This is a genomic window from Micromonospora sp. AP08, assembly GCF_008085935.1.
GTDB classification, from domain to species: domain Bacteria; phylum Actinomycetota; class Actinomycetes; order Mycobacteriales; family Micromonosporaceae; genus Micromonospora; species Micromonospora chersina.
Genome location: NZ_VSEZ01000005.1, coordinates 321050 through 347406 on the forward strand (window position 1 = coordinate 321050; position 26357 = coordinate 347406).

The 26357-nt window shown below is 69.7% G+C and carries 19 protein-coding genes and 2 pseudogenes; 13 read left to right on the forward strand and 8 right to left on the reverse strand.

Annotated features, from left to right (window positions below; genetic code table 11):
* Nucleotides 1-422: 422 nt before the first annotated feature.
* On the reverse strand, nt 423-1334 hold the full coding sequence (locus FXF50_RS11680) for a DMT family transporter (protein ID WP_187399629.1): 912 nt from the start codon (nt 1332-1334) through the stop codon (nt 423-425).
* A gap of 315 nt (nt 1335-1649) precedes the next feature.
* On the opposite strand from FXF50_RS11680, the gene FXF50_RS11685 reads away from it, so the two are divergent.
* Together FXF50_RS11685 and FXF50_RS11695 are read left to right on the forward strand one after the other, a co-directional pair.
* The gene (locus FXF50_RS11685; protein WP_148427230.1) at nt 1650-2576 is read left to right on the forward strand and encodes an NAD(P)-dependent oxidoreductase; all 927 of its coding nucleotides are present in this window, start codon (nt 1650-1652) and stop codon (nt 2574-2576) included.
* 214 nt (nt 2577-2790) lie between these two features.
* Entirely contained in the window at nt 2791-3513 is a 723-nt protein-coding gene (locus tag FXF50_RS11695; RefSeq protein WP_148427231.1) for a hypothetical protein, read from the forward strand.
* A gap of 340 nt (nt 3514-3853) precedes the next feature.
* Here the strand turns inward: FXF50_RS11695 and FXF50_RS11700 are convergent, their stop codons facing one another.
* From FXF50_RS11700 to FXF50_RS11715, 4 genes and pseudogenes are all read right to left on the reverse strand, one after another.
* Nucleotides 3854-4255 (reverse strand): IS110 family transposase, encoded by a 402-nt coding sequence (locus FXF50_RS11700; protein ID WP_222866049.1) that lies wholly within the window; start codon nt 4253-4255, stop codon nt 3854-3856.
* A 253-nt stretch (nt 4256-4508) separates the two neighbouring features.
* Nucleotides 4509-5372 carry an aldo/keto reductase family oxidoreductase gene (locus FXF50_RS11705; protein WP_148427232.1) on the reverse strand — a complete coding sequence of 288 codons (864 nt, stop codon included), beginning with the start codon at nt 5370-5372 and terminating at the stop codon, nt 4509-4511.
* A gap of 231 nt (nt 5373-5603) precedes the next feature.
* A complete protein-coding gene (locus tag FXF50_RS11710; RefSeq protein WP_148427233.1) occupies nt 5604-6245 on the reverse strand; it encodes a hypothetical protein in 642 nt (213 codons plus the stop codon).
* 148 nt (nt 6246-6393) lie between these two features.
* Nucleotides 6394-7525: pseudogene (locus FXF50_RS11715) on the reverse strand (penicillin acylase family protein); the annotation flags it as partial.
* Between the two features lie 519 nt (nt 7526-8044).
* On the opposite strand from FXF50_RS11715, the gene FXF50_RS11720 reads away from it, so the two are divergent.
* The 9 genes from FXF50_RS11720 (at nt 8045) to FXF50_RS11760 (ending at nt 18656) form a co-directional block, all read left to right on the forward strand.
* On the forward strand, nt 8045-8323 hold the full coding sequence (locus FXF50_RS11720; RefSeq protein WP_148427234.1) for a hypothetical protein: 279 nt from the start codon (nt 8045-8047) through the stop codon (nt 8321-8323).
* Nucleotides 8323-9813: a type IV secretory system conjugative DNA transfer family protein gene (locus FXF50_RS11725; protein WP_148427235.1), complete on the forward strand. Its 1491-nt coding sequence runs from the start codon at nt 8323-8325 to the stop codon at nt 9811-9813. The genes FXF50_RS11720 and FXF50_RS11725 overlap by 1 nt, the downstream gene beginning before the upstream one ends.
* Nucleotides 9814-9845: 32 nt before the next feature.
* Nucleotides 9846-11630: a VWA domain-containing protein gene (locus FXF50_RS11730; RefSeq protein ID WP_148427236.1), complete on the forward strand. Its 1785-nt coding sequence runs from the start codon at nt 9846-9848 to the stop codon at nt 11628-11630.
* A gap of 159 nt (nt 11631-11789) precedes the next feature.
* Nucleotides 11790-12515, forward strand: a complete 726-nt coding sequence (locus FXF50_RS11735; RefSeq protein WP_148427237.1) for a VWA domain-containing protein — start codon at nt 11790-11792, stop codon at nt 12513-12515.
* A gap of 7 nt (nt 12516-12522) precedes the next feature.
* Nucleotides 12523-13356, forward strand: coding sequence for a protein phosphatase 2C domain-containing protein (locus tag FXF50_RS11740; protein ID WP_148427238.1), 834 nt, complete (start codon nt 12523-12525; stop codon nt 13354-13356).
* Nucleotides 13353-14816: a hypothetical protein gene (locus FXF50_RS11745; RefSeq protein ID WP_148427239.1), complete on the forward strand. Its 1464-nt coding sequence runs from the start codon at nt 13353-13355 to the stop codon at nt 14814-14816. Before FXF50_RS11740 ends, FXF50_RS11745 begins: the two co-directional genes overlap by 4 nt.
* A gap of 31 nt (nt 14817-14847) precedes the next feature.
* The gene (locus tag FXF50_RS11750) at nt 14848-16425 is read left to right on the forward strand and encodes a DUF4407 domain-containing protein (RefSeq protein WP_187399631.1); all 1578 of its coding nucleotides are present in this window, start codon (nt 14848-14850) and stop codon (nt 16423-16425) included.
* A complete protein-coding gene (locus tag FXF50_RS11755; RefSeq protein ID WP_148427241.1) occupies nt 16422-18056 on the forward strand; it encodes a hypothetical protein in 1635 nt (544 codons plus the stop codon). Before FXF50_RS11750 ends, FXF50_RS11755 begins: the two co-directional genes overlap by 4 nt.
* A gap of 231 nt (nt 18057-18287) precedes the next feature.
* Nucleotides 18288-18656: a hypothetical protein gene (locus FXF50_RS11760; protein ID WP_255509995.1), complete on the forward strand. Its 369-nt coding sequence runs from the start codon at nt 18288-18290 to the stop codon at nt 18654-18656.
* Nucleotides 18657-18997: 341 nt separating this feature from the next.
* Here FXF50_RS11760 and FXF50_RS11765 read toward each other — a convergent pair whose 3' ends face one another.
* Together FXF50_RS11765 and FXF50_RS11770 are read right to left on the reverse strand one after the other, a co-directional pair.
* Nucleotides 18998-20155 carry an FAD-binding oxidoreductase gene (locus FXF50_RS11765; RefSeq protein ID WP_148427242.1) on the reverse strand — a complete coding sequence of 386 codons (1158 nt, stop codon included), beginning with the start codon at nt 20153-20155 and terminating at the stop codon, nt 18998-19000.
* Nucleotides 20152-20484 carry a hypothetical protein gene (locus FXF50_RS11770; protein WP_255509996.1) on the reverse strand — a complete coding sequence of 111 codons (333 nt, stop codon included), beginning with the start codon at nt 20482-20484 and terminating at the stop codon, nt 20152-20154. The genes FXF50_RS11765 and FXF50_RS11770 overlap by 4 nt, the downstream gene beginning before the upstream one ends.
* Nucleotides 20485-20611: 127 nt before the next feature.
* Here FXF50_RS11770 and FXF50_RS11775 point away from each other — a divergent pair, with 127 nt between their 5' ends.
* Entirely contained in the window at nt 20612-21448 is an 837-nt protein-coding gene (locus tag FXF50_RS11775) for a DUF5919 domain-containing protein (protein ID WP_148427243.1), read from the forward strand.
* On the opposite strand, the pseudogene FXF50_RS11780 reads toward FXF50_RS11775, so the two are convergent.
* A pseudogene (locus FXF50_RS11780) lies at nt 21417-22584 on the reverse strand (IS3 family transposase). The gene FXF50_RS11775 and the pseudogene FXF50_RS11780 overlap by 32 nt on opposite strands.
* A gap of 142 nt (nt 22585-22726) precedes the next feature.
* Here FXF50_RS11780 and FXF50_RS11785 point away from each other — a divergent pair.
* Nucleotides 22727-25801, forward strand: a complete 3075-nt coding sequence (locus tag FXF50_RS11785) for a DUF3427 domain-containing protein (protein WP_148427244.1) — start codon at nt 22727-22729, stop codon at nt 25799-25801.
* The last annotated feature ends 556 nt before the right edge of the window (nt 25802-26357 follow it).

Below are 26357 nucleotides of genomic sequence, written 5' to 3' on the forward strand. Positions count from 1 at the left end.
CCCGAGGGAATGATCATCAGCACCGTCGGCGAGACCCCGGTCGTCTACGACCTGCGCCAGTTCGTCGAACCTCGCGAGAAGATCCTCACCGACGGGACGCTGACCGAGTTCCGGGAGTGGGAGACCTCGGAGACCACCGAGATCTACGGCTCGATCGCCCACCGGTTCAGCGAGTACCGCAAGTCGGGCTATCTCAACGGCGAGTGGTTCGAGGGCCGGGGCGTGAAGACAACCCAGTTCGTCAAGACCCCGTCGGGTTGGAGATTGAGCTCGCTGGCCTGGGACGACGAGCCGGCCCTCGGGTAGGCCCTGAGCCACCACGGTCCCTGCCGCGCCGGGGATCGCTGCTTCGGGCGGACGCGCCGTCGTCCTGACAAGGGGGCCCGGGCAGGGCCTGCTGGTCCTGCCCGGGCCCCTCTGTGTCACCGCTGCCCGCGGGTATTCAGCACGATGGCGGTGGTGATCAGCCCAGCGCCGACGAGCCCGGCCGCGCTCAGGCGATCGCCGAGGAACAGGATGGCCAGGAGTGTGGCGACGAGTGGTTCCAGCAGCGCGATCAGCGCCGCCGTGCTGGCCGGGGTGGTGCGCAGGCCGCGGAAGTACAGGGCGTACGCCGTCGCGGTGGGCACTGCGCCCAGCAGGAGCAGCAAACCCACGGACGTCGGGGTCGGGACGAAGCTCATGCCGGACGTCAGCGCGCATGCGGCGGCGAGCACGGCCCCACCGAGGGCGAAGCTCACGCCGGTGGCGGTGAGATCGTCGAGACCGGCGACGGGCCGGGTGCCGATCAGGGTCATCGCGGCGAAGCCGGCGGCCGCCAGCAACGCGAGTCCGCCCCCGGTGAGCGCGCCGGTGGTGGTGATGCCGTCGGCCGGCGTGCCGACGAGCAGGGCCAGACCAGCCACGGCCAACGCCACCGCGGCGAGCCTCGACGCGCCGACCCGCCGCCGTCCGGCGACCCGTTCCGCGGCCAGCACCAGGGCTGGTGAGGCGCCGATGGTGAGCAGGGTGGCGAGGCTGACGTTGGTCAGGGACACCGCCGCGAAGAAGCTGGCCTGAAAGACCGCGGCGAGCAGTGCGTTCACGGTGATCCGAGCCCAGGCTTCCCGGCGGCGGGGCAGCGGTTTCCGCGCCAGGCAGAGCCAGCCGATGACGAGCAGCCCCGCGACGACGAGCCGGTAGGACGCCACCGCCAGCGGTGACAGCCCCGTTTCGTGGGCGAGCAGGCTGCCGGTGGGGCCACCGGTGCCCCACAGCACGCCGGCGGCGACAAGCGACCACAGGCCGGTGACGGAGCGTCGGGCGGCAACCACCGGTTGTTCGGAGACAAGCATGAGAAATCGCTCCTGCGACGAGAGGAATGAGGGTCGCGGAAGCGGGGCGTGCCGGACTCAGCGCTGGGTGAACCGCGCGTCCAGCCGACACCGGCCGGACACGATGAGCAAAGGCGCCCCGCTCAGGAGCGCGGCGGGGAGATGATGTCGAAGGTCCGGCCCATGACCCGATCCTATGCACCGCCACGAACCCGTTTTCGCCCGGCGCCGAGCCGACGCATCACAACGGCTGCGGGACGACACACCGCACGGTCATCACACGCGCGACCGGTACTCCGTCCATAGGGGTGAGACCCACAGGAAGGGACCGAAGTAATGAGAGTCCTGCTCGCCGGCGCCTCGGGCGCGATCGGTACGCCCCTCACCCGCCAACTCATCGCCGCAGGCCACCAGGTGGTCGGCATCAGCCGCAGCCAGTCCAACGCCGAGCGGCTGCGCCACGCGGGCGCCGAGGCCGTGGTGGCCGACGTGCTGGACCGCGAGAACCTGCTCGCCGCCGTACGGGACGTGCGGGCCGACGCGGTCGTCCACGAGTTGACGGCGCTGGGCACCACGAAGATGGGCGAGGCGCTTCAGGGCACGAACGCCCTGCGTACCACCGGCACGGCGAACCTGCTCGCGGCGGCCCGGGCGGTCGGCGCCCACCGCTTCGTCACCCAGTCGATCGTGCTCGGCTACGGCTACCGCGACCACGGCCCGCGGGTGATCACCGAGGACACCCCGTTCGCCGAACCCGTGGGCGGCAAGCTCGGGGAGGCCGTCGCGGCCATGGGCTCCACCGAGAAGCAGGTGTTCTCGGCCGACGAGATGGAGGGCGTCGCGCTGCGCTACGGGTTCTTCTACGGGCGGGACCGCATGACCAACATGATGGTCAACCTGGTGCGCAAGCGCCGGTTGCCGGTGCCCTCGTCCGGCGGCTTCGCCAACTTCATCTACCTGGAGGACGCCGCCGCGGCGACCGTGGCCGCGCTGGAGAAGGGTCGGGCCGGGCAGGCGTACAACATCGTCGACGACGAGCCGGTGCGCTGGGGCGACTACCTGGACGCGCTCGCGGCCGCATTCGGGGCACGCCGGCCGTGGCGGGTGCCGAGCTGGATGCTGCGGCCCATCCCGTACGCGCACGCCATGATGACCACGTCGATGCGCGTCTCCAACGCCAAGGCCAAGCGCGAGCTGGGCTGGGCTCCGGCGGTGCCGACCTATCGCGAGGGCATCCCGCTGATCGCGAGGGCGACCGGCTGAAGCCCGACCCGGGGTGGTGTCACCGCCTGGCCGAGCTGGACGACCTCGGGGCGCTGGGCAGCCCCGCAGCCCGGCACGCCCTGGACTGGCCGGCTCGGGCTGCGGCTCGTCGGCTGCCCAACGCGCAGGGTCTCGGCCGGTGGTGGCGCGGGGCCGGCATGGCCGGACGCTCCTATTTCTGTCAACTCTCGGGCTAGATAGCTAGACTCCCGCGGTGCTCGATGTCCTGAGGCTGGAGCCGCTGCTGTTTCCCGCCGAGTTCACGTCACACCGTGTGCGAATCCTCGTCAACGGCCTGGACGTCGTGGCGGCGGCGTATCCGCCCGACGGCTTCCACGGGGAGCCGGTCGCGGGATTCGGGCCCTCTTGGCTGCTGGGGCCAGACGGGCTGGCTGTCTCGCTTGAAGCCCGAGAGATCGCGGTAGGCGGATCCGACACGACCGAGGACGAACTCACGGTCCGCGTTCATCAGGCCGGCTCCGAAGTGATCTGGGACTGCTGGCGCCTGACGGCCATCGGCAGGGTGCTCAAGGAAGGGCCGGAGATCGGATTGGGCATCTTCCGGTTCGACCGGCAGGCGTATACGCATGGTATAGCCCAAGCGACGGGGCGGGCTAGCCGAATGTGGCCAGCACGGGCGGTTGCAGAGAACCTCCAATCCGTGTTGTGGGGTGAGGGGTATGGGCAGGACGGCGGAGCCTGGATACGCACCTACGTAGCGATCCGCGCGCCTGAGGATCGCACGGACGTGGTCGAGGTCAGCTACTGCGCCCGCGACCGGAGCGGGTCGCGATATGCCTTGCCGGGCAGATATGTCGTGACCTTTCCGATCGACGGTACTGATCCGGTTGTTCAGGCCCACGTCATCGCGCACCGACTGGGCCATGAGGACCTGAAACCGCTATCGGTCCACCAACCGCATCGACGACGCCGATGACCAACTCATCGCCAGGGGCTGGGCTTAGGCTCGTGCGACGACGGAGACCAGAGAGGGGGTTGGGTGAGTCCAGGAAGCTGGCCAGCAGATGAGCTGGGTGCAGGCAGACAGTGGCAGGAGTGGCTGGATGCTGTCGATGAGCTTGGGGCAGATCCGAGTGTCGAGGCATTCGAGGAGGTCGTGGCGGCAGCGGTGGCGTTGTTGGCCGCGTCGACTCCGCCTCCTGGATCGCCACGTCCGAACCGGCTGGCCGCGTTGGTCGAGCACTGGAGTGTGCACGTGAATGCCATGCAGCAGTTGAACACTGAGCAGGTGGAGGCTCCGCCCGAAGCCGGAGATCTCAGCCGCTAGCGGTGGTAGTGGCCGATGGTTGGTGACCCATCGGCCGTGCGGCGAGCAAGGGGAAGGTTCCCCTGGCCACATAGCGTTTGATGCAGCGCATGATCTCCGTCTTGGTCTTGCCCTCGGCGGTTCGGCGAGTGACGTAGTCCTCGGTGGGCTGGTGGCAGCGCATGCGGACTAGGGTGATGCGCCAGAGAGCACTGTTGGCGTCGCGGTCGCCGCCCCGGTGCAGGCGGTGGCGGTCTGGCCGGCCGGAGCTGGCGGGGATGGGGGCGACGCCGCAGAGGCGGGCGAAGGCGGCTTCGGACCGCAGTCGGTGGGGGTTATCGCCGGCGGTGACGAGAAGTTGTCCAGCGGTGTCGATGCCAACGCCGGGCAGGGCGACCAGGTCGGGGGCCACGGCGGTGACGAGGTTGGTCAGGTGGCTGTCGCGTGCGTGAAGGGTGTCGCTCGGCCACTGAGCACGAGCAGAACGCTGGACAGAACGGGGATGAGGGACGGACCCGAGCTCCTACTCAGGTCACCACGTTGGCCTGTGCACGCGCCGAGAACGGTGCCCCCGCCTGCCGGGTCGACGGGTCAACTTCAGGGCACGGAGCCGGTTCAAACTCGGGTCAGGCCCAGCCAGCGGGGACACTTCACAAGAATCCCCGTCAGTCAATGCTGTTCAGTTCGGTCAGGGCGTCCTCGGGGAGGGCCAGCGCGGCGGCGGAGACGTTCTCGCGCAGGTGCGCGACGGAGGAGGTGCCGGGGATGAGCAGGATGTTCGCGGACCGGTGCAGCAGCCACGCCAGCGCGACCGCCAGCGGGGTGGCCTCAAGGCGGGCGGCGACGGCCTCGAGCTCCTCGGACTGCAGCGGCGTGAAGCCACCGAGGGGGAAGTAGGGCACGTAGGCGACGCCCTGCGCCGCGAGGGAATCGACGAGCGGGTCGTCGTCACGGTTGGCGATGTTGTAGAAGTTCTGCACGCACACCACCGGCGCGATGGACTGCGCCTCGGCGACCTGCTCCGCGTTGACGGTGCTGAGCCCAAGGTGCTTGATCAGCCCCTGCTGCTGCAGCTCGGCGAGGACCGTGAACGGCTCTTCGACCGAGCCGGGGGTGGGCCGATCGAACCCCCCGACGCGCAGGTTGACCACGTCGAGCACGTCGAGGCCGAGGCGGTCCAGGTTGTCGTGGACGGCTTGGCGGAGCTGCTCCGGCGCGAGGGCCGACGGCCAGTTGCCCTCGGCGTCGCGCAGCGCCCCAACCTTGGTGACGATGTGCAGGTCGTCCGGATACGGGTGCAGAGCATCCCGGATGATCTCGTTGGTGACGTACGGGCCGTAGTAGTCGGCCGTGTCGATGTGGTTGATGCCCAGATCGACGGCCTCGCGCAGCACGGCCACGGCAGCGGCACGGTCGGCCGGTGGGCCGAAGACGTGCGGCCCGGCCAGCTGCATCGCGCCGTAACCCATCCGGGTGAGCGTCAGGTCCCCCATCCTGAACGTCCCGCCGGGGAGGCCGTTCGATGTCATGGGAATTCCTCTCCGTGTGGTGGCAGATCCGCAAGCTTCCCGCCGACACGAGCACCAAACCGTCGCGGCGTCAGCCCATGGGGACTCCAGACTCCGCCACCATCGGCAACCGTGGGACGCGATCGGGAATCAGCAGGCGCTGCGATCCCCGCCCGCGGCCACCACCGCGCACGCGTGCCGGTCCCGGTCCCGGTACCGGGAGCACAGTCCGTCCGCGCGGCGCTCCCCCGGTCAATCCCAGCGGTCGTGGAACAGCGCCATCTCCACCTCGTCGGGCTCGATGCCCCGGCGGTGCGCCTGATCCGCCGCCCAGCCCAGGTAGGCGAGCCACTCCTCCGACACCCACCCGGACTCGCGTCGCACACCCGCGTCGACGGGCAGCCGGCGCCAGACGACGCTGTCGAGGATGAGCGGCTGCCGGCCGGACGCGCCCCGCCGGTAGCCGGCGAAGTAGAGCAGCTTGGTGAAGAACCCGGGGCCGAGCCGGGGCAGCCGCGACTCCTTCGGGTCACGCAGGCGCTGATAGGCGGTCCGCAGGGCGTCCTCGTCCGGAGCTGGCGTGCACAGCCCTTCGAGCGCGTACGCCAGGCGCTTGCCGTCCGGGTCGCCCTCCAGCGACCGCACGGTGCGCCACGGGCCGTAGCCGATCGGACCGTAACCCCACATGAGCACCGCGCTCAGCAACTGCCGCGGGCTCGCCTCCCCGGCGCGCCAAGCCTCGGCAACGGTGAACACGTCCCGCCGCCACACCGACCCGACCTCCGGAAAACCGTCGGGCCAGGCATCCGGCGGAAGCGCCGCACGCCATTTCTCGATGTGCACGGTCACGGGTTTCGGCTCGCCGGGGAGCGCCGGACTGGGTGGCTGGCTCACGCATCCTCCTCGATCGTTGACCGGTCACCCGAACGCTATTGGCGGCGCCGGCCCCCACGGTGTCCCGCCCGGGCAGGTGGCGGTATCACGCCGAGGAGCCGAGCCGGACCACCGCGAGGATTAGGGTGCCGGGCGCGTGAGTCACGCTTCAGTCCTGGGCCCGGGTGCTTCCCACCCGGTAGCTGCCCAGGTTCGGGTCGGCCCGTAGCTGGGGCTCGGTGAACTTGATCGTGTCCCAGCCTTTGCGGGAGTAGAGGGTGGTCTGGTTGGCGTACCAGGGCGAGTTCGGGTTGGCCGACTGTGAGTAGGTGAGCTGCTGCCGGCCCGACGGCCCGTCCGGGCCCAGCTCGACGGCCATGGGGTACGAGGTGCCGTGCCGCACCCTCGGGTAGCCGACCCCGGGCACCAGCATGTCGACGGCCATGTTGAACGCGCCCGGCTCCGGACGGCCGCCGTGGATCGGGATCCGCCGGCCGCCACGCGGCTCGGTCTGGAGGTCACCGAGGCGGGCGTCGAGGGGGATTCCGGCCAGCCGACGGACGGCGTCGGCCAGAGCGGTGCGTACCCTCGGGTCGTCGACGGCGAGGCGGCGCGGGGTGGTGAGCGGCGCCGCCGGGTCGAACCGGTCGGCGACGCGCAGCCCGCCGGCCAGGGTGAACTCGCTGAACAGGTGCGCCCCCGGCTGTCCAGGTCGACCCGCAGGTCCCAGCCGCGCAACGCACGGCATGCCGCGGTCAGGTCGGTCCGGGTGCCATCACTCGCGGCGGCGACCGGGTGCGCCGTGCACAGTCGCACGAGGTCATCGCGGACCAGCTCGCCGGCGTACGTCCGATTGCCGAGGGTGACCGCCCACAGCCGGTCGACCGTGAAGCGGGTGCCGGGAAGGCCGCCGCTGCCAGCCAGGCGCCGTTGGACCTGGTCCACGCCGAGGCGGGTACGCAGGCTGCGCTCGGTCCGCTCGTCGCCGATGACGCGCGGGAAGCCGGTCAGCGGGTGGGCCGGGTTGGCCAGCCAGTAGCTGTCGTTGGAGTTGGTCACGTAGGCGGGGCGAACGAGCGTGGGCAGGTGCCCCGGACCGAGGATGCGGCGTCCGGGTCGCGGCCCAGCGAACAGCGGGACCGGGAGCCGTCGAGGACGGCCTGGCCGCTGGTGGCGTAGAGGTCGCGCCAGGCGGGCGGGATGCAGGCGGCGGCGAGCCGGTCGGTGACCTGGGGCACGACCGAGTGGTCGGCGTAGAGGGCGGCGCCGGAGCGGTCGGCGGCGATCACGTTGACCCAGGGGCAGGAACTGCCTCGCCCACGACGCCTAACGCGTGCTCTACCGCAGCATCTCGATGGCCGTCGTCTGGCCAGACAATGCTCGACAGGCCGGTTCTGGAAGAGTGCGCATCGACTACAAGATCCACTTCAACGGCAGGCATTGAACTACCTGCACGCTCCGGGCAGCCCACGACACGAGGCGCTGGTCGTGACGTACTGCGCGTCCTCGACGGTCGGATCGTGGTGAGCAATGGGTTCGTCGGGACACGTCATGTCGCCGCGTTCGGCACGCCAGCGACGTTCATCCCCCTGAGCCGGACCCCAGGAGTCGGTATGGGACGTCCGGCAATCCGGATTCAGCCGTAGATCGACCCGCCGTCGTCTTTCGGCCAATTGTGGTCGAGTGGTCAGCCACGCCCACTCTGCCTACTCAGCGCATTGAAGCCTGCGGTCCAGTGTGAAGTAATGGTGCCCATCGCCGTGTGCCCGGCACCGGGTGCGTTTGCGAGAACGCGTAACCCCCTCGAAATGGGTTGAGGCATGTCTTCGAAGAAGCCCGAACGGCATCCGGTCCGCGACAACGTCATCGCTGCTGCCATCTATACGGCCGAAGTGCTCTCCGCCGGGCAGGAGCACCTGCCGCAGCACTTCCCCACGCCGACCTTGCCGTCCGGCCGCCCGCTGCTCACTCAGGAGGAGCGGGACCTGGCCGCGGTCAAGCAGAAGCAGGACGAGGACCGGCTCTTCGACTTCACGCGTCCCGTCCATGCCCCGGAGCAGGTCGAACAGCGCCCCCGCGAGCAGCGGTCGGAGCGCTGATGGGATGGGTCGGCACGTTGTGGCGTGCCTCGACCGCGGCGACGGGCGCCGCCGTGTCGGCGGGCAGCATGATGGCCGAGGGCTGGGCGCGCCGTCGGCGGACCGCGGCGGTGCGGCCGAGTCGCGAGGCAATGCGGACCGGCATCCTCGCTCCCGGCGACGGGCCGCCGTCGGGGACAGTCGGCACCTTCCTCGACTACCGCGAGGTGCTGCTGCCCGACGACGTGACGCCGCTGAACACCGGCCCTTTCCCGCTGGGCCGGGTGAAGCACCCGCGGGCCGACACCGGCGCATACCCGGTCTACCTGGGCTGGGAGGAGGTGCGCTGCCACCTCGCCGTGGTAGGCCCGGCCGGCAGTGGAAAGACGGCGAACGTGCTGGTGCCGCTGGCGGTGGGCGCGGCGGAGGCCGGGCTCGGATGCGTTGTGGTGGACACCAAGGGCGACTTCATCGACGACTTCGTGGCGTACCGGGCCAGGCATGGCATCAACCGGCGGCACCACATGGTGCGGTGGGACATCGCCGATCCGGCCACCTCGCACCCCTGGAACCCGCTGAACGAGGTGCGCGACCAGAACGACTCGGCCCAGTTCGCCCTGGCGCTGCTGGGCGAGGTCGACCCGGCCAAGCCTAACTCCGACTTCACCGAACGCGACCACCGCTGGCTGCGCGGCTTGGTCTACCTGCTGGTCAGAACACGTGGGCCGAACCCCCATCCGCGCGACCTCTACATGCTCGTGGTCAACCAGCAGGCGCTGACGGCGCTGGCGCAGCGGGATCCCGCTGCCGCGATCGACGTGATCGATCTAGTGAAGTTTCCTCCGGCCGACTTCAGCAAGGCGACCTGGGCGCTGGCCAACAGGCTTTCCTGGCTCGCCGAGCCCGGGCTGGCAACCATGCTCGACGGATCGGCGCCGCGCGCCTTCACGCTGAGCCAGGCGATCGACAGCGGCGCGATCATCAAGGTCGGCGCGCGGGTGAGCGGCGGCGAGCGGACCATGTCGGCCGCGGCGTTGATGCTCAACATGCTCCGACTGCGCTGCATGAAGCACTTCGGGACCTGCCACGGGGCCCGCATGCTGTGGATTCTCGACGAGGCCCCTAAGTACGCGCACCGCATCAAGCTCGATGAGGTGCTGGACTTTATGCGCGGCGCCGGGGTCGCCGCGTGCGTCGGGGTGCAAGACGTCACCCAGTTCGGCGACGAGGTGGAGCAGGAGCGCATGCTTGCCAACGCCGACACCCTCATCGCGCTGCGGGGCGTGTCCGCCGCGACGGCGGCCTTCGTCGCCAAACGTCTCGGCGACGTGCAGGCCGCCACGGTCTCGAACGCGATGGACGCGCACGGGTCGTGGAACCCGACATTGTCCCACCAGACCAAACCCATGCTCGGCCTGCGCGAGATCATGCAGCCGCCGGTCGGTCGCTACGGCGGTCTGATCCACACCAGAGCGTCCTCAGCCCACCCCTTTCTCGTGACCTTCGACTAGTGCCCGGGCTAAGGGCACGAAGTGGAGCGGCGATGCGCGCGATGGACGGCTTCGACCGATTCGGTAATCCCGAGAGCCGATCCTTCGACCTGGGCAGCGGTGACGAGGACCGGATCCGGGGCGAGCGGATCCTGCTGTACCACTGCCCGGTCCCCGATGGGCCGGTCGCGGCGGGCGAGCTGACCCGGATGATGGCCGAGCGCGGCCTGCACCTGGAGGTGCATCACGCTCCGCCGACCCGCTGCGACCTCACCGCCGGCATGTTGGCCGGGTACACGCAGTTGTGGTACCTGTCAGGCCAGACGCCCACCCTCAGCCGCCAGCAGATCCAGCTCATCGCGGACTTCGTCGGTCAGGGCAACGGTCTGGCCATCTGGGCCGACAACGAGCCGTTCTACGCCGACGCCAACCTGCTGGCCCAAGCGCTGATCGGGTGCAGGTTCTCCGGCGACAAGCAGGCTGACCGGGTCATGACGCCCGGGGCCGAACGCAGTCGGGGGCACTTCCTCGACCACCAGCTGACGCAGGGCGTGAACAACCTCTACGAGGGCATCACTATCTGCACCATCGACGCGGCTCCCCCCACGGTGACCCTGCTGGGACGCAGCCACGACGGCCAGTACTGCATGGGGTGCTATGAGGCCGACGGCCGCCGCGTCGTGCTGGACACCGGCTTCACCAAGCTCTACCCAGACCGGCTGCACCGCAGCGCCGGACTCGGCCGCTACCTCTCCAACATCGCGTTCTGGCTGGCCAAGGGCAGCCGGGACGTGGAATATCGGCTGCTCACCAGCGGCCGAGAGTCGATCGCGGCAGTCCGGCAAGGCACCTCCGCGGCGGCGTACCCGTTCAGTGTGGCCAAGCCGGCGGCGACGATCTGCGTCCTGCAGTGGGACTCGCCCGCGACGATGCAGCTGACGCTATGCGCGCCGGACGGCACGGTGGCCTCGCACGTCTCGTCGTGCAGCCCCATCCGGGTGGGGCTGCAGGCGTACCTGCCGGGAACGTGGTCGGCCGAGGTCACCGGTGTGGACACGGCGGGCGCGTTGGTGCCCTACGTGCTCAGGGCCACGCAGAGCACGGCCGTGCGCGTCGACACCCTGCCCGCACAGCGGGGCGGGGATGCCGACGGACAGGTCATCATGCCCTTCTACTTCCTCTGCGACGTGTCCGGTTCGATGGCCGGCGACATGGACGACCTGGCCAAGGGCCTCGCCACGCTGCACCACGGCCTGCTGGCCGAACCGATCGTCAACGACCTGGTCATGATGAGCGTCATCCTTTTCAACGACAGCGCCCGCACGGTGGTGCCGCTCACCGCCCCGGAGGACGTCACCCTGCCAGCGCTGCCGGCCGCGGCCGGCCTGACCAATTACAGCGCCGCCTTCCAGGAGTTCCGGCACAGGTTCGAGACGGACCGGGCCCGGCTCAAGGGCACCGGGCACCGGGTCTACCGCCCGTGCGTCTACTTCCTCACCGACGGCGAGCCCACCGACCAGAACTACTTGCAGACCTTCGAAGCCCTGATGACGAGCCGGAACAACCCCGCCCACCCCTACTTCTGCGCGTTCGGGTTCCGCGACGCCAGCGAGACTACTCTGCGTGCGCTGGCGTACGCCGACGCCGGTGGACCGCACAAGCGCGGCCGCTGGTTCCTGGCCCTGCAGGGACACTCGGTCCAGCAGGCGCTGGCCTCGACGGTCGAGGTGATCGGACAGTCCATCCTCCAGTCGGCGCGCAGCGCCGTCGACGGTGCGCCCGAGGTGGCGCTTCCGGCAGCCATCCCCGGCATGGTGGGTGATCGCGGCTCAGCCTGAACGGCAGCCTTCGCAAAGAGAATGAGAACTTGCGACGGAACAACTATGTACGTTCAGGTCGGTTGATCGCACCAGAGGTGGTTTCACCCGGGTAACGACCCGCCCGAAGATCAGACGCGCAAATTTCTTCGGCACGGCACGGCACGGGACGGGACTGGGATGACCGACTACAGGCAAGAGCAGCTCGCGAACACGGAGGGTCAGGTCATCATGCCCTTCTATCTGCTGTGCGACGTATCCACCTCGATGGCCGGCTCCGACATGGACGACCTGAACCGGGGAGTTGTGGACCTGCACCGCGCGCTGCTCAGCGAGCCGATCATCAACGACCTCGTGATGCTGAGCATCATCACCTTCAACCACGAAGCGCGGACGGTCGTGCCCCTGGCCGCGCCGGAGGACATCACGCTGCCTCAGCTGACCGCGAGCGGGGGCACCCAATACGGCCCGGCGCTGCGCGAGTTCCGCCGCGCGTTCGAGGCTGACCGGGTCCGCCTCAAGTCGCAGGGCAAGCGGGTCTACCGCCCATGCGTCTACTTCCTCACCGACGGCGAGCCGAACGACAAGAACGACTACCTGCAGGCCTTTACTGACGCGATCACCAAGGATCGCAACGCGTACCCCTACATGTGCTCGTTCGGGTTCCGGGACGCGACGCCAGCGACGATGCAAACGCTCGCCTACCCGGACTTCGGTGACCAGACCAAGCGCGGCCGCTACTTCATCGCCAAGCAGAACGCCACGATCACCGAGCTGCTGACCTCGATGGTCGGGGTGCTCGCGCAGTCCATCCTGCAATCGGCCAACAGCGTGCCGACGGGCGCCCCCGGGGTCGCTCTGCCCCCGCCGGACGCGGTGCAGGGGATGGTGGGCAGTTTTGTCTGACCTCAGCGTGCCCACCATCGGAGAGCCGGGGCGCGCGGCGGCCGAGATCGGGGCCCGGCATCCCACGCATCACCCCGAGTCCGCAGACCATGAACTCAGCGAGTGCGCGGTGCCGGGGGCCCAAATCCGGGCCGCCAGCGTGCGCGGCCTCATGCACCGATACAACCGCAAGCCCCGCCAGGACCGCTTCTCGGTGTGCTACGACGACGCGACGGCCACCATGCTGATCACCGTGTGCGACGGCGTCGGCCAATTTGAGCTGTCCCACGAGGCGGCCGCGTTCGTCGCCGCCGACGTGCCGCGCGCCTACTTGAAGCACGGCGACTGGGTCACCACGATCGCCGAGGTCAACGAGCGGCTGACGGACTTCGCCAACCGGGCCGCCGAGCGGGTCAGGCTGTGCGATGTGCCGGCCGATCCGCGGATGGCCACGACGCTCGCGGCTGCGGCCATCCGCTTCGGCCACGGCCGATGGTCGGCCTCGGTCGCCTGGACCGACGACAGCACGGTGTGGCTGCTCGGCGAGGGCCGCTGGACGCCGGTGACGGGCGAGGCGTCGGGGCAGGACGGTGACGGGCTGCACTCGACGAAGGTGCGTGCACTGCCGCATCCGGAGCCGACACTGCACGTGGCCGAGGCGGAAATGACCGGCGGGGCGCTGTTCGTGCTCACCGACGGGATCGGCGAGCCGCTGCGGCACGCCCGCCAGGTACAGGAGTCGCTGGCGCAGTGGTGGTCGGGGCCGCCAGATGTGTTCGACTTTGCCCGGCAAGTCGGCTTCGCACGGAAGGGCAACCTCGACGACCGCACCGCGGTCGGGGTCTGGTTCGACCCGCAATGATCACTGTCGAGCGACAGGACCTCGGCATTCCCGCAGGCGCCAAGCCGTTCGCTAACGGCGCCGTCGGCGAGCTGTTCCACATCCCGCGACCGGTGTCCGGCCTGCCCGGCGGGAAGCTCGTGTACAAGCGGGTCAAGGACGTCCTCGATTCCGGTGTCGACCGTCGGCGCGTACTGGCGCAGATGCGTGCCGTGGTGGAGTTGCGCGACAGAATGACCCCCGAGGAGCGGGCCGCGATCGATGAGGTGACGGTGTGGCCCCTGGCCATGGTCGCCGAGAAGCGGCAGGACACAGGCGTGGTGATACCGCTGATCGCCGACGAGTTCTTCCTGGCCGCCACGCCGCCGGACCGCCCGCTGTTCGAGATCGGCTTCCTCTGCGTCTCGCCCAACTACTTCACCAAGCGCGGCATCGACCCGGCCGTGACAGGCACCGACGTGATGCGGCTGGCGCTGGCCATGCGCCTCGCGTACGCCATCGAGGTGGTGCACCGCCACCCGGTGGTGTTCGGCGACCTGCACCTGAAAAACGCGGTGGCCACCACCAGGCCGGTGGCGCAGGTGCTGCTCATGGACTGCGACGGAATCGCCCGGCTGGACAACCAGAACCGCCTCCAGTTGCACGGCATCGGGTTCCAGCCCCCTGAGATCAGAGCCGGCCAGCAGAAACTGCAGGATCAGGAGACCGATGTCTACAAGCTCGGGCTGTGCATCGTAAAGATGCTCTCGCCCGGCGCCGGCGCGACCCAGGCGAGCGATCCCGCGAAGACGGCACCGGGGCTGCTGGACGCGGAGGGCGTCGACATGCTCCGCCGCGCGGTGGGCACGGTCCGCGCCGACCGCCCGAAGGCATGGGAGCTCACAGAGTATCTGGTGAGGCGGGTCCGGAGCATGATCCAGATGCCGGAGATCCTCTCGGCCGAGCTCAGCCAGCGGGTGGTGCTGCGCGGTGCGAGCCTGTTCGTCCGCTGGCGCCAACGCCACGGCACCGAGGTCCGTATCTACGGGGCCAACGGCTTCACCATTGCAGGCATCGATCCGACTCGGCACCACGACGGGTACGCGATTCAGCCGCCCACCGGCGGTCCTATCGATGTCGAGGTGTGGAACGAGCACGGGCCCGTCCGGGTCAGGGCGGGCGAGTTCGACTACTACGAGTTGCCCTCGCTCGACATCGCCGGGCAGCTGCGGGGCGTACTGCACGCTCCGGTACCGGACGTGCCGGCGCTGAGAGCGGACGTGCTCGGGACCGTCGAGCCGTACCCGATTATCAGCACTCCGGACCTGCGGGTCGACGTCTCGGCACCCACCCTGGCCTATCCGGCTGTCTCCGTCGACCTGGGCCAGGATGCCGCAGCCCGCGACGCTAGAGCCGTCGGCGGCATCCACCGCGCCGCGAACGAGATCCTCACCCGAGCCGTCAGCGAAGCGATGACCCGCCTGATCCCTCCGAGCTCCTGAACCCGGCGCCACCCCACGAAGGACTGGAATGTTGCAGAATTTCGACCGGCGCGCTGCCGGCACGTTGCTCGCTCGGCTCGGTGGCGCGGACACCCGGGTGCTCGACATGGTGCCCAAGGCGCGACGGGAGTACGTCGCGCTCGCGCTGGTGCTCCTGGCGACCGCCGGGATCGCCGTGGCGTCCATGACCTTCGCGATGACCGACGGGTTGCGGGTGCACCCGGCCATCGCCGTCTCAGTCGGGCTGTTCTGGGGCGGGGTCATCCTCGTCATCGACCGGGCGCTCATCATCAACCTGAAGCCCAAGGGCGGCGCGTGGCGGACCTTCTGCATGGTGCTTCCCCGGATCGTCATGGCGGCCCTGCTCGGCCTGGTGATCTCCACGCCGCTCACCCTGCGGATCTTCGCCGACGAGATCCAGGGGCAGATGACCCGCGACCAGATCGCCGCCGCCAACGCCGCCGGGCGGGAGCTGGCCAACGGCGACCTGCATCGCCTGCTCGAGGCGAAGGAGAAGGAGGTCGCGGCGCAGCAGGCCATCCTCGCCGGGAACGTCCCCTACACCGGTCCCGGGCTCACCCAAGCCAAGCAGGAGTACGAGGCAGCCAAGACCGACTACCAGGCCAAGCAGAGCGCGTCCGAGACGGCCTACCGCAAGTGGCAGTGCGAGCTCTACGGCGTCGGCTGTGAGAGCGCGACCAAGCGGCAGGGCAACGGGCCGCTGGCCCGTGCGCTCGAGCGGGAGTACCGCACCAGGCTGGCAGAGGCGAAGCAGTCGAAGAGTCTCCTCGACGATAAGCAGGCCGCGCTGCTCAAGGCACAGGGGCAGAACGCCGTGGACGCCGAGAAGACGCTCACCACGGCCAAGGCCGAGGCCGAGACCCAGCTGAAGGTACTGATTCCACAGCGAGACGCCCTCCGCAGCCAGATGCAGGACCTCAACAACCGCGCGCAGGCTCAGCGGCAGGATGGCCTGCTGGCGCAGCTGGTGGCGCTCGGGCACCTCGGTGACTCCGACGGGCTGGCGGCCTGGGCGCACCTGCTCGTGGCGGCGCTGTTCTTCATGATCGAGCTGGTGCCGCTGGCCATCAAGACACTCACCCTGCTGGGTCCGGCGACGCTGTACGAACGGGCGGACAAGTTCGACGACGACCGCATCCTGAAGCTTGCCGCCTCCACGGCCAGCCGGGAGCACCTCAAGCAGGACCAGCTGAACGAGTTGGCGCTGGAGAGCGAACGCAGGGTGGCCATGAAAGTCAGCGCCAAGGTCGAGGAGGTGGTGACCGATCTGGCCATGGGCGCGGTCGAGCGGTGGAGCCTGCAGACGCGGCAGGCCGCGATGGCGTACATCCAGGATACGCCCACCATGGAGCTGCCCCGGGCTTGTGCGCGGTGCGGCGATCCGATCGGCAACGGGCACGTCTGCCCGAACGACGGCCAGTCCCACGGTCAGCAGTCAGGCAGCGCCCGCCACGCCGCGAGCGCCGCCGCCTCCCCGTGGCATCCGGAGACCGCGCCCCAGCAGCCGGGCCCGTACAACCTGCCGCAGACGAACGGCAGCCACTCCCATGGCGGACAGGTTCCGGCGAGCGGAGACGTCACGCCGTGAACACTCTCGCCCTTACGCCCCGCTGGAACGCAGGTGACGACTGGACCGGCGTCCCGCTACTGATCGTCGCCGCGACCCCGTTGCACGTGCCGGTGGCGAGGTTGGAGCGTGTGCTCCGCGCGCAGATCGAAAGCGACGCGGCCCTGTTCGACTTGGTCACCGTGGCCAGCGATGCGGGTCCGGGCCAGGACCCCGACGGGTGGGAACGGCGACTGGTGACCGCGCTGGTCAACGGTGCGGCTCCCGACGGCGGCCTCTTCGCGCCCCGGGTCGTCCCGAGCATCGTCCTGCTGGGGGAGCACGCCGACGAGCTCAGCCGGATGGGCGAGCAACTGGTGGGCTGGGAGTCGCTGGCGCGGCTGTCGGTGCTGGTGTACCACTACCGGCTGGTCCCTAAGTTCCGATACGGCAGTGTCGAGCCGCACACCGTACGCGCGCTGGTCGAGCTCCCCACCTCCATCATGGCTACCCATGAGCAGAATCCCGAGCTGGCGATCGACGAGCAGACGTTCCTCACGAGGGTCGCGGAGCTGACACGGCACGGGCTCGTCGCCGCCTCGGTTCACCCGGGCGCTGCCGCTTCGCCGGTTCCGCCGCCGATCACCGTCACCGGGCCGCGAGTCGATCCGCCCCGCCCGACCCCGAGCGCCACGCCCCCGATCGACATCCCCCACCAGACCTCCGACTCCGCGCCGTACTCCGGCTCCACGCCGTACTCCCGGCGCACCGCGGGACCGGGTGCTGCGCGTTCGGCTGCCCCGCCTCCGCGCCCGCACCGGGGCACCGCGCAGTCCGCGCCGGACGTCCAGCAACCGGTATTCCACCACAACAGGGAACGGATCGTGGTCGACAGCCCGTCGCCACTGTCGTCGCTGCTCCGGCCGCGCGAGGAGGCGCCGACCGACGCCGAGTCGGTGGATCTGCTCGCCCGGACCACCGACGCGGTGTCCCTCGCGTACCTGGTGTTCGTGCCGAACAACGGATCGGGCGGCTGGAAGGCGGCCCGCGAGCACCGCCGGATCGCCCTCGAACTCGACCGCCTACTCGCGACAGTCGCCGCCGACGCCGCCTCCGGCCGTTCCATGCGGGTGGCCGTGGAGGTGTTCACTGCCGTATCTCCGCTACGCCGACACGGCATCCTCCGGCCGGCCGGCGAGCTGGTGGAGGAGGACCTACCGAAGGCCCCGGCGAAGCTCTACGACCACGCCAGAACGGTGAACTCCCTGTTCGACGCGACCAAGCGCACGTTCGCCGCATTCCAGGCCCGCAAGATCGAGGTGCTCAGCTGCCACTGCATGTTCCTCTCCAGCGTTCCGTTGACCGACGCCGGCACGACCACCGAAGAGTGGGACCGGCTGCTCACGTTCGCCCGTGCCACCTGGGTGGAGATCGACCCTGGCGACGACCGCTCCGCTCCCCTGCCGGGTGCAATGATCAACGAGCTTCCGAAGATCCCACCGTCACGGTACGGCTTCCACCTCATCTCCAGCGACTACGACGTCACGGAGCTGGTTCGGGCCGAGTCCTCCGCCCTGTACCGCTACGGCCAGGCGCAGCCGGCGCCGTTCGCGGCGGCCCGCGGTGGCGCGGAGGGTCCGCCCGCGAAACGCTGGATGCGCCGGTGGTGGTGACGTTGGCCCGGAGATCACCGGGTGACATGAGGAACGGGTCCATGGCAACGAACCGCGTCGTCCTTGCTCAGGGACGATGCGGGCATCACTAATCGGGCATTCATCATGAAACCCATGCGGGTGGGCCGCCTGGGACTCGAACCCAGAACCGGGACCCGCAGCTCATGGTCCACGGTCCGAGCGGCCTGCCCCGCCCGGACGGCGCCGGGGTGTGGACCGAGCAGGATCTCGGTGCCGTTCTTCCTCGAATACGACACCGGCCGGGAACGCCTCGACATCCTCACCGAGAAAAGCGCCAAGTACGAACGCTTGTACGCGATGAGCACCTGGGCATGGCCGGTCCTGTTCCACCTACCGTCGGCGCGACGGGAGGCGAACCTGCACCACCGCCTCACCGGCACCACGCCACGAGCGGTCATCGCCACCACCACCGCCGACCTACGCGCCGCCACCGGCGCGAGCCTCGCCGAGCAGGTGTGGCAGCTGATCGGTGTCGGCAGCGGCCGTCGCCGCCTGATCGACCTGCCCTACACCGACACCCACCACGGCCAAGAGTTCCCCACCCGCACCGCGCCCGGCCCGCATGGGCCAGCATCCTGAGGGCGGTGACGGTGTGAGCAGCCCGGTTGACCGGGCTGCTCACACCGTCCATTCCGCGCTGGCGGGTGCGTCAGGACCGGAAGCCGGGCTGGCACCTGCGACCAAGCGGCGAGCCAGCCGTGAGATCACGGAGCTGGATACGTCCGCTGCTCCGACTGCCACGCCCGCAGCGCACCCTTGATCCGCTGGTTCTCCGCCCCCACCTCGTCCCGCTCGCGAGTACGCCGCTGCTTCGTCGACCTGGTAGCCGCGCCGCCCTCGTCGGGTCAACGGCAACGGCAGCGCGGCGATCCGATCCTGGGTGAGCGGACCGCGCAGGGCTTGCCGGCTGCGGTAGACCGTCATCGCCACGGGATCCGTTCCGGCAAGTGGATCCGTGCTGCGGGCACGCCGGCGGCGAGCAGCCGCAACCGCGCGCCGGCCAGCATCAGCGGCGGACCGCAGACGTAGACCTGCTGCTCACCGCGCAGATGGTCGAGGGCGACGGTCCACGCGTCGCCCCGCTCCCCCGGCTCGGCGAGCGGATCATGGGAGAACGCCGGCACGGCGGTCAGCCAATCGTGGGCCTGCTGCAGCTTGTCGAGGGTGATCGCATCGTACAGGCTCGCCACGTCATGGCTTCCCGCGATCAGCGTCACCTGCCGGCCGTCTGGGGCGGCCGCGACCTGCTCGGCGATCGCGCGCAGGGGCGCCAGCCCGGTGCCGCCGGCGATCAGCAGCAGATTCCCGCCGTGCAGGCTCAGCCCGGTGTCCGCCGGCGGGCCGAGGTGAAGCAGCTCTCCGGGGCGTACCTCGCGGACCAGGCTGGTGGAGACGGCGCCGCCGCGGACCGCGCGGACGTGCAGCTCGACGGTGCCGTCCGGGCGCGGCGCGTTCGCCGGGCACAGCCAGCGCCACCGGCCGGGCCGGCGCGGCGTGCAGACCGGCACCGCCTGGCCGGGCCGGTAGGGCAGCCGCCGCCACGGCCGTACCGTGATGACGGCGACGCCGTCGCAGGCCAGGTCGTGGTGGAGCACCTCGACCGGCCACCAGGCGGGGCCGTCCCCTGCGTTTGTGGCTGCCCGCTCGACTTCTTGCCAGGGCGCGGTGGTCCGTAGCGCGTCGTCGATGACCGTCTGATGCTCTGGTCGCAGGCCGAAGCGGCGGCACGCGCGGCCCAGGACGCTCAGCAGCGCCAGCTTCTCGGGGCGGCGCGGCCGGTCGGTGAGCCGGCGCAGGGCGCCCTCGATCAGCGGGGCGTCTCGCTCGGGCAGCAGGCCCGGGCAGCGGTCCTCGACCTCCTCCCAGAACGAGCGCCGTCGCAGGTAGCTCTCCGCGCGGCGGTGCTCGGCCTCCGACCAGCCCAAGTACGGCAGGTCGGTGTTTGTGGTCAACGCTCTTGCCACCTGCTCCGTCAGCCGGTCCCGATCCACCCCGATCAGGTAGGGGGACAGCTCCGCGTCCGCCGCGACCAGACTGAGCCAACGGGCCACTGCCTCGGGGGTCTCCTGTTCCGTCACGCCGGCTCCCCGAACTGCTCCTCCGTGAAGCCCGCGGCGTGGATCGTGGCGTCGGCCCAGCGGGCCAGGCGACACGGGTACGGGACGCGTTCGCTCCGGCACGCCTGGCCCTGCGGCCAGAGCTCGGGGGCGTGGACCCGGAGCGTGTGGACGGCGAGGGCCAGGTCGTCGTCGGTGACCGGGTGAGCACGGGAAAGTCGGCGAGTACGGCGGACATCGGTGGGCGCCTCCGGCGGTGGGGTGCGTGGAGTGGCGCCGGAGCGGGCGGGGACGGCCGCCGCCGTACGGGGGAACGACGCGGCCGGAGCCCAGCACCCGCCCCGGGCCATGCGTTCACCCTGGTCAGCCGCTCAAACTCACAACATGACTACGCGCTGCACCTCAGCGGTAACTGCGCTGCACGCGATGGAGCTAGGCTGCCCGAGAACTGATCTCAACGTGACCTGAGGCGGCACGATGACGACCGTGCACCGGTGGACCGGCCTGGAAACGCGAGCCCTGCGCCAGGCCCTACGGATGAGCATCCGAGACTTCTCGTCGCACCTTGGCGTTGCTGAACGGACAGTGTCGAAATGGGAGGCCGGGCAGGAGGCGGTGTGCCCGCGACCTGAGATGCAGGCCGCGCTCGATACGGCGCTAAGCAAGGCGGGTGAGGACGTCCGCGACCGGTTCAGGGCCGTGCTCCACGCAAACGAGTCAAGGCCCGTCGCTGGTGCCGCCCAGCCAGATCTCGGCACGCTTGCGCGTCAGCGGGTGGCTGCCGCCCGTGCCGCTGCCGCCCTGAGCGCCGATGAATTCGCCGAACTGCTGGCTGCTGCCCTCGGCTGGTGTCCGAACGGCGAGGCGGTACTGCGCTGGGAGGGAAGCGAGACCCCGCCAGGCGATGTCCTGCTGGCGCTTAACATGCTGGAGCAGCGAGCCGCGCCGCGGCCCCCTGATGCGCTTGCCGGTTTGACATCCGTCTACCCAAGCCGGTCGCAGCTCTCGGCGCATCTACCGCCGGATCAGCTGCTCGACGGCGCCCAGGACATCCGGGCGGTCGGCCTGTCGCTGAACATGCTGTGCCAGGGCTACGCAGACCGCCGCTGGCAGTCGTTACTCGCGAACGGGGCTCGAGTCCGATGTCTGTTTCTCGATCCGGCCGGCTCGGCGATCCAGGCCCGGGAGGTGGAGAAAGGGTTCCCGGCCGGTCAACTCTCGGCCCTGACGAAGTTCAACATGGAGACGTTGGGTCTGCTGCACCGGCAGGTGACAGGTGTGGTCACGCGGCCTGACTGGCCGGTGGGTGCATGATGGTCTCGAATTCAACGGGGGTCAACCGAGACAGCGACCGCTGTCGTCTGCGGCGGTGGTAAGTCCGTTCGATCCAGGTCACGATCGCGATCCGTAGTTGCTGGCGGGTGGCCCACGATCGTCGGTTCAGGACGTTGTTCTGCAGGAGTCCGAAGAAGGATTCCATGGCGGCGTTGTCGCCGGCGGCGCCGACACGACCCATCGATCCGGCCATGTGGTGGCGGTGCAGGGCGCGGACGAACTTCCTGGACCGGAATTGGGATCCGCGGTCGGTGTGCAGGATGCACCCGTCCAGTCACCGCGTCTGGCGGCGGCGTTGTCCAAGGCGGCGACGGCCAGGCGGGACTTCATCCGCGAGTCGATGGAGTAGCCGACGATCCGGTGGGACCAGAAGTCCTTGATCGCGCACAGGTAGAGCTTGCCTTCGCCGGTGTGGTGTTCGGTGATGTCGGCCAGCCAGAGCCGGTTCGGGCCGTCGGCGGTGAAGTCCCGCTGGACCAGATCATCGTGCACCGGCGGTCCGGCCTTGCCGCCCTTGCCGCGACGCTTCTTCTTGCCGAACGCGCTCCACCAGCCGTTACCCGAGCAGATCCGCCACGCGGTGCGATCGGCCATCGGCTGCCCCGCATCGCGAGCCTCGTCGACCAGGAACCGGTAGCCGAACTCCAAATCATCACGGTGAGCGTCGAACAACGCGTTGGCCCGATACGCCGCCACCTGCTCGGTGATGGTGACTGGTCGGGCCAGCCACCGGTAGTAGGGCTGACGAGCGATCTTCAACACCCGGCACGTCACCGCCACGGGGATCCCATCGGCGGCCAGCTCGCTCACGAGCGGGTAGAGCCTTTTCCCGGCAGATGCGCCTGCGACAAGTAGGCAGCGGCCCGGCGCAGGACCTCGTTCTCCTGCTCCAGCAACCTGATCCGCTTGCGCGCTTCGCGCAGCTCGGCCGACTCGCTGCCGGCCGTCCCGGACTCGGCGCCGGCATCGCTATCGGCTTGGCGCAGCCACTTGAACAACGTCATCGGGTGCACCCCGAAGCCCTTGGCGATCTGCTCGACCGTCACTCCCGCCTCGCGGTCACGAGCGACACGCACAACATCATCGCGGAACTCTCGGGGGTAAGGCTTGGGCACAGAAACATCCTTCCAGCCCGCCCGCAGGGCAAGCCATCTCAGATGTCACCTATCGGTGCAGCAGACCCTTTAGACGCATCGGCCCTGCTGTGGGCACCACGAGGGGCAGCGAGGTCTGCTTTCGACTGGTTAGCCTGCTCGGGTGAAGGATCTTGAGCGGGGCATCTACGAGCACCTGATCACCCACGACCTAGCCGAGCGGCTCCAGCACGTCGACCCTGCCCTGGTCCAGCAGACGAAGCTCGACCCAGCCGACGCGCACGACGTACTGGCTCGGCACATCGCGACCCTCGCCCGCCGCGCCCTGCTCGCTATAGGGGGTGGCGAAGACAAGCTGGCTCGCCAGGTGGAGCTGGCCAACCGGATCGCCGAGGGCATCGCCCAAGCCGAACCGCGCGCGGTCGGCGCCGACGACCAGGTCGCCGAGGCTCAGCGCCTTCTACACGCCATCGCCGCCCCACCGGCGCCGCCCGCCACGCCGGCCTTCCCGGTCCGCCCGACCACCCCGCTCTCCACTGGCGCGCTGCTGGTCAACGGCCGCCACCAGCCGCGCATCGGCCACGAGGTCACCCACGAGATGGCCTCCGCCGACGAGGTGGACCTCCTCTGCGCGTTCATCAAGTGGCACGGCCTGCGCATCATCGAGCCGTCGATCCGCTACCTAATCGCTCGTGGCGGCCGGCTGCGCGTCATCACCACGACATACATGGGTGCGACCGACCAGCGGGCCCTCGACCGCCTCGCCGAGCTCGGCGCCGACATCAAGGTCTCGTACGAGACCCGGACCACCCGGCTGCACGCCAAGGCGTGGCTGTTCCGCCGCACCAACGGCACCACCACCGCGTACGTCGGCTCCTCGAACCTGTCGAAGTCCGCGTTGGTCGATGGCGTGGAGTGGAACGTGCGGATCTCGAACTTGGAGCAGCCGCACGTCATCGACACGTTCGAGGCGACGTTCACCGACTACTGGAACGACTCGGCGTTCGAGACGTACGACGCCGCGAAGGACGCCGATCGACTGCGCATCGCACTGAGCGGCGAGCGCGCCGACGAGGCGCCAACCGAGATCGCGAACCTGGACGTCCGACCGTTCCCGTACCAGCAGGAGATCCTCGACGACCTGGACGCCGAGCGGCTGGTGCACGGTCGCTGGCGGAACCTGGTGGTGATGGCGACCGGCACCGGCAAGACCGTGGTGGCGGCGCTGGACTACCGGCGGCTTCGCAAGGCCGGCCGAGTCGACTCGCTGCTGTTCGTCGCCCATCAGGAGCAGATCCTGCGGCAAAGCCGCTCGGTGTTCCGGCAGGTCATGGGGGACGGCAGCTTCGGCGAGACCCTCGTCGGCGGCGATAGGCCGAAGGATTGGAAGCACGTGTTCGCCTCGATCCAGTCGCTGCGCCGGCAGGAAATCGACCCCGAGGCGTACGACATGGTGATCGTCGACGAGTTCCACCACGCCGAGGCGGCGACCTACGCGCGACTGCTGGAGCGGCTTCGGCCACGCGTACTGCTGGGGCTGACTGCGACCCCCGACCGCAGCGACGGCGGCGACGTGCGGCGGTGGTTCGACGGCCGCGCCTCCGTGGAGCTGCACCTGTGGGAGGCGTTAGAGCGTCAACTGCTCTGCCCGTTCCAGTATTTCGGGCTGCACGACGACGTCGACCTGTCGCAGCTGCGCTGGAAGCGCGGGCACGGGTACGACCCGGCGGAGCTGGACGGCGTCTACACCGGCAACCACGCACGGGCCCGGATGATTCTGCGGGCGGTGTCCAACACCGCCGACATCGGGCGGATGCGGGCGCTCGGGTTCTGCGTAAGCATCGGGCACGCCGAGTTCATGGCCGATTGGTTCACCAAGCACGGCGTACCCGCAGCGGCGGTGACCTCGAAGGTCGATCGTGCGGGCCGGCACGCCCTCATCGATCGCTTCCGCAAGCGTGAGTTGCGGGTGCTCTTCACCGTCGACCTCTTCAACGAGGGCGTCGACCTGCCGATGGTCGACACGGTCCTCATGCTGCGCCCAACCGAAAGCGCCACCGTCTTCCTCCAGCAGCTCGGACGTGGCCTGCGCCTGGACGACGACAAGCCCTGCCTAACCGTGCTCGACTTCATCGGCGGGCAGCACGCCAACTTCCGATTCGACCTGCGCTGGCGGGCGCTGACCGGGGTCAGCCGGCGGTCCGTCGAGGCGGCCGTGCGGGACGACTTCCCGTCGCTGCCGAGCGGTTGCCACATCGAGCTGGACCGGGTGGCGAAGGAGATCGTGCTCGCCAACCTGAAGTCGGCCCTGCCGACCTCGAAGAACGGCCTGGTGGCGGAGCTGCGGCAGGTCGGCGACGTGCGCCTGGCCGAGTTCCTGCGGGAGAGCGGCCTGGAAATTGAGGACGTCTATCGGTCGGCGAGCATCGGCGAGTGGGCCGGGCTGCGGCGCCTGGCAGGCATCGAAACCTCACCTGGCGGGCCGGACGACCGCGAGTTGGGCCGGGCCATCGGGCGGATGCTGCACATCGACGACATCGATCGGCTGGACTTGTTGGCCCGGGTGGCGAGCGGCGAGCACCCCGGCGGCGGACGGCTGCTGGACATGCTGCACTTCAGCCTCTGGGGGCCGTCCGTGCCGCTGAGCGAACGCGACGCCAGGCTCAAGCGGCTCTGGGCGGAGCCAGCGCGCTGCGCGGAGCTGCGACAGGTCGCCGACGTGCTGCGAGACCGCATCCACCGGGTCACATCGGAGCCGGCGTCGGACCGCGTGCCGCTGCGAGTGCACGCCCGATACAGCCGCAACGAGGCGTGCGCGGCTTTCGGGATGGCCAACCCGGGATCGCTGCGCGAGGGGGTGAAGTGGCTGCCGGACGAGCAGGCCGACCTCTTCTTCGTCACCCTCGTCAAGGCCGAGGAGCACTACTCCCCCACGACCATGTACGCCGACCGGGCCATCACCGACCGGCTGTTCCAGTGGGAGTCGCAGAGCACCACGTCGTCGGCGTCGACTACCGGGCAGCGCTACATCCACCACGCCGAGCGCGGGTCAACGGTGCACCTGTTCGTGCGGGAGACCAAGGTTGCCGACCGCGACCTGGGCGCCCCGCCGTACGTGTACGCCGGGCCGATGAGGTACCGACGGCACAACGGCGACCGGCCTATGCGAATCGAGTGGGAGTTGGCTCGTCCGCTCCCCGCTGACCTCTATGCCGCTGCGCGAGCCATCGCTGCCTGAGCGGCATGAGGGCTACTGCCGCATTGCTGGCGGTATCGCGCTAGGAGCAGCGGCAGATGCCTAGGACTGAGATGCGTACCGAGCAGGAGGGGCAGATTTCGGCAGGGGGCCTGGGCGCCGCTCGCGGCGTACGGCTGACACCCTCGACGGCCGGGCGGCTGCTCTTCGGTGACAGCGATGCTCGTGCGGTTCGCGATCCAGCGGTGGGACTCATCCCCAACGCCTTCCGCACGTCTGCCTCGGTGCAGGTTGGCCAACCCCGTCGCTGAAGACGGCGAGCCATTCCCACCAAGCTTATTGCGGGGTCGCTTGCGGCTAAGTGACGGGCGGCCTTCACGAACTCACGCAGCCGCCGACCCGAAAGGGGCTGGCCTTGTTGAACTGGTACATCCTGCACGTGAGCTGGCTGCTTGCTGCCGGCTCGGGTCGCCCTGCTAGGAGCAGCGTTGCCCTTGCGCGGCGTAGTGGGGGTCGGATAACGCTTCAACGCCCGGTCAACGGCCGACGAGTCGACGAAGGCCAGCCCTCGTTGGCGGAGCCGCTTCGCAATCCCTTT

What these genes read in the sequence shown, in the direction of transcription:
- FXF50_RS11680 (WP_187399629.1), bottom strand. Translation starts at nt 1,334, where the DNA reads ATGCTTGTCTCCGAACAACCGGTGGTTGCCGCCCGACGCTCCGTCACC.
- FXF50_RS11685 (WP_148427230.1), top strand. Translation starts at nt 1,650, where the DNA reads ATGAGAGTCCTGCTCGCCGGCGCCTCGGGCGCGATCGGTACGCCCCTC.
- FXF50_RS11705 (WP_148427232.1), bottom strand. Translation starts at nt 5,372, where the DNA reads ATGACATCGAACGGCCTCCCCGGCGGGACGTTCAGGATGGGGGACCTG.
- FXF50_RS11720 (WP_148427234.1), top strand. Translation starts at nt 8,045, where the DNA reads ATGTCTTCGAAGAAGCCCGAACGGCATCCGGTCCGCGACAACGTCATC.
- FXF50_RS11725 (WP_148427235.1), top strand. Translation starts at nt 8,323, where the DNA reads ATGGGATGGGTCGGCACGTTGTGGCGTGCCTCGACCGCGGCGACGGGC.
- FXF50_RS11730 (WP_148427236.1), top strand. Translation starts at nt 9,846, where the DNA reads ATGCGCGCGATGGACGGCTTCGACCGATTCGGTAATCCCGAGAGCCGA.
- FXF50_RS11735 (WP_148427237.1), top strand. Translation starts at nt 11,790, where the DNA reads ATGACCGACTACAGGCAAGAGCAGCTCGCGAACACGGAGGGTCAGGTC.
- FXF50_RS11745 (WP_148427239.1), top strand. Translation starts at nt 13,353, where the DNA reads ATGATCACTGTCGAGCGACAGGACCTCGGCATTCCCGCAGGCGCCAAG.
- FXF50_RS11770 (WP_255509996.1), bottom strand. Translation starts at nt 20,484, where the DNA reads ATGGCCCGGGGCGGGTGCTGGGCTCCGGCCGCGTCGTTCCCCCGTACG.
- FXF50_RS11775 (WP_148427243.1), top strand. Translation starts at nt 20,612, where the DNA reads ATGACGACCGTGCACCGGTGGACCGGCCTGGAAACGCGAGCCCTGCGC.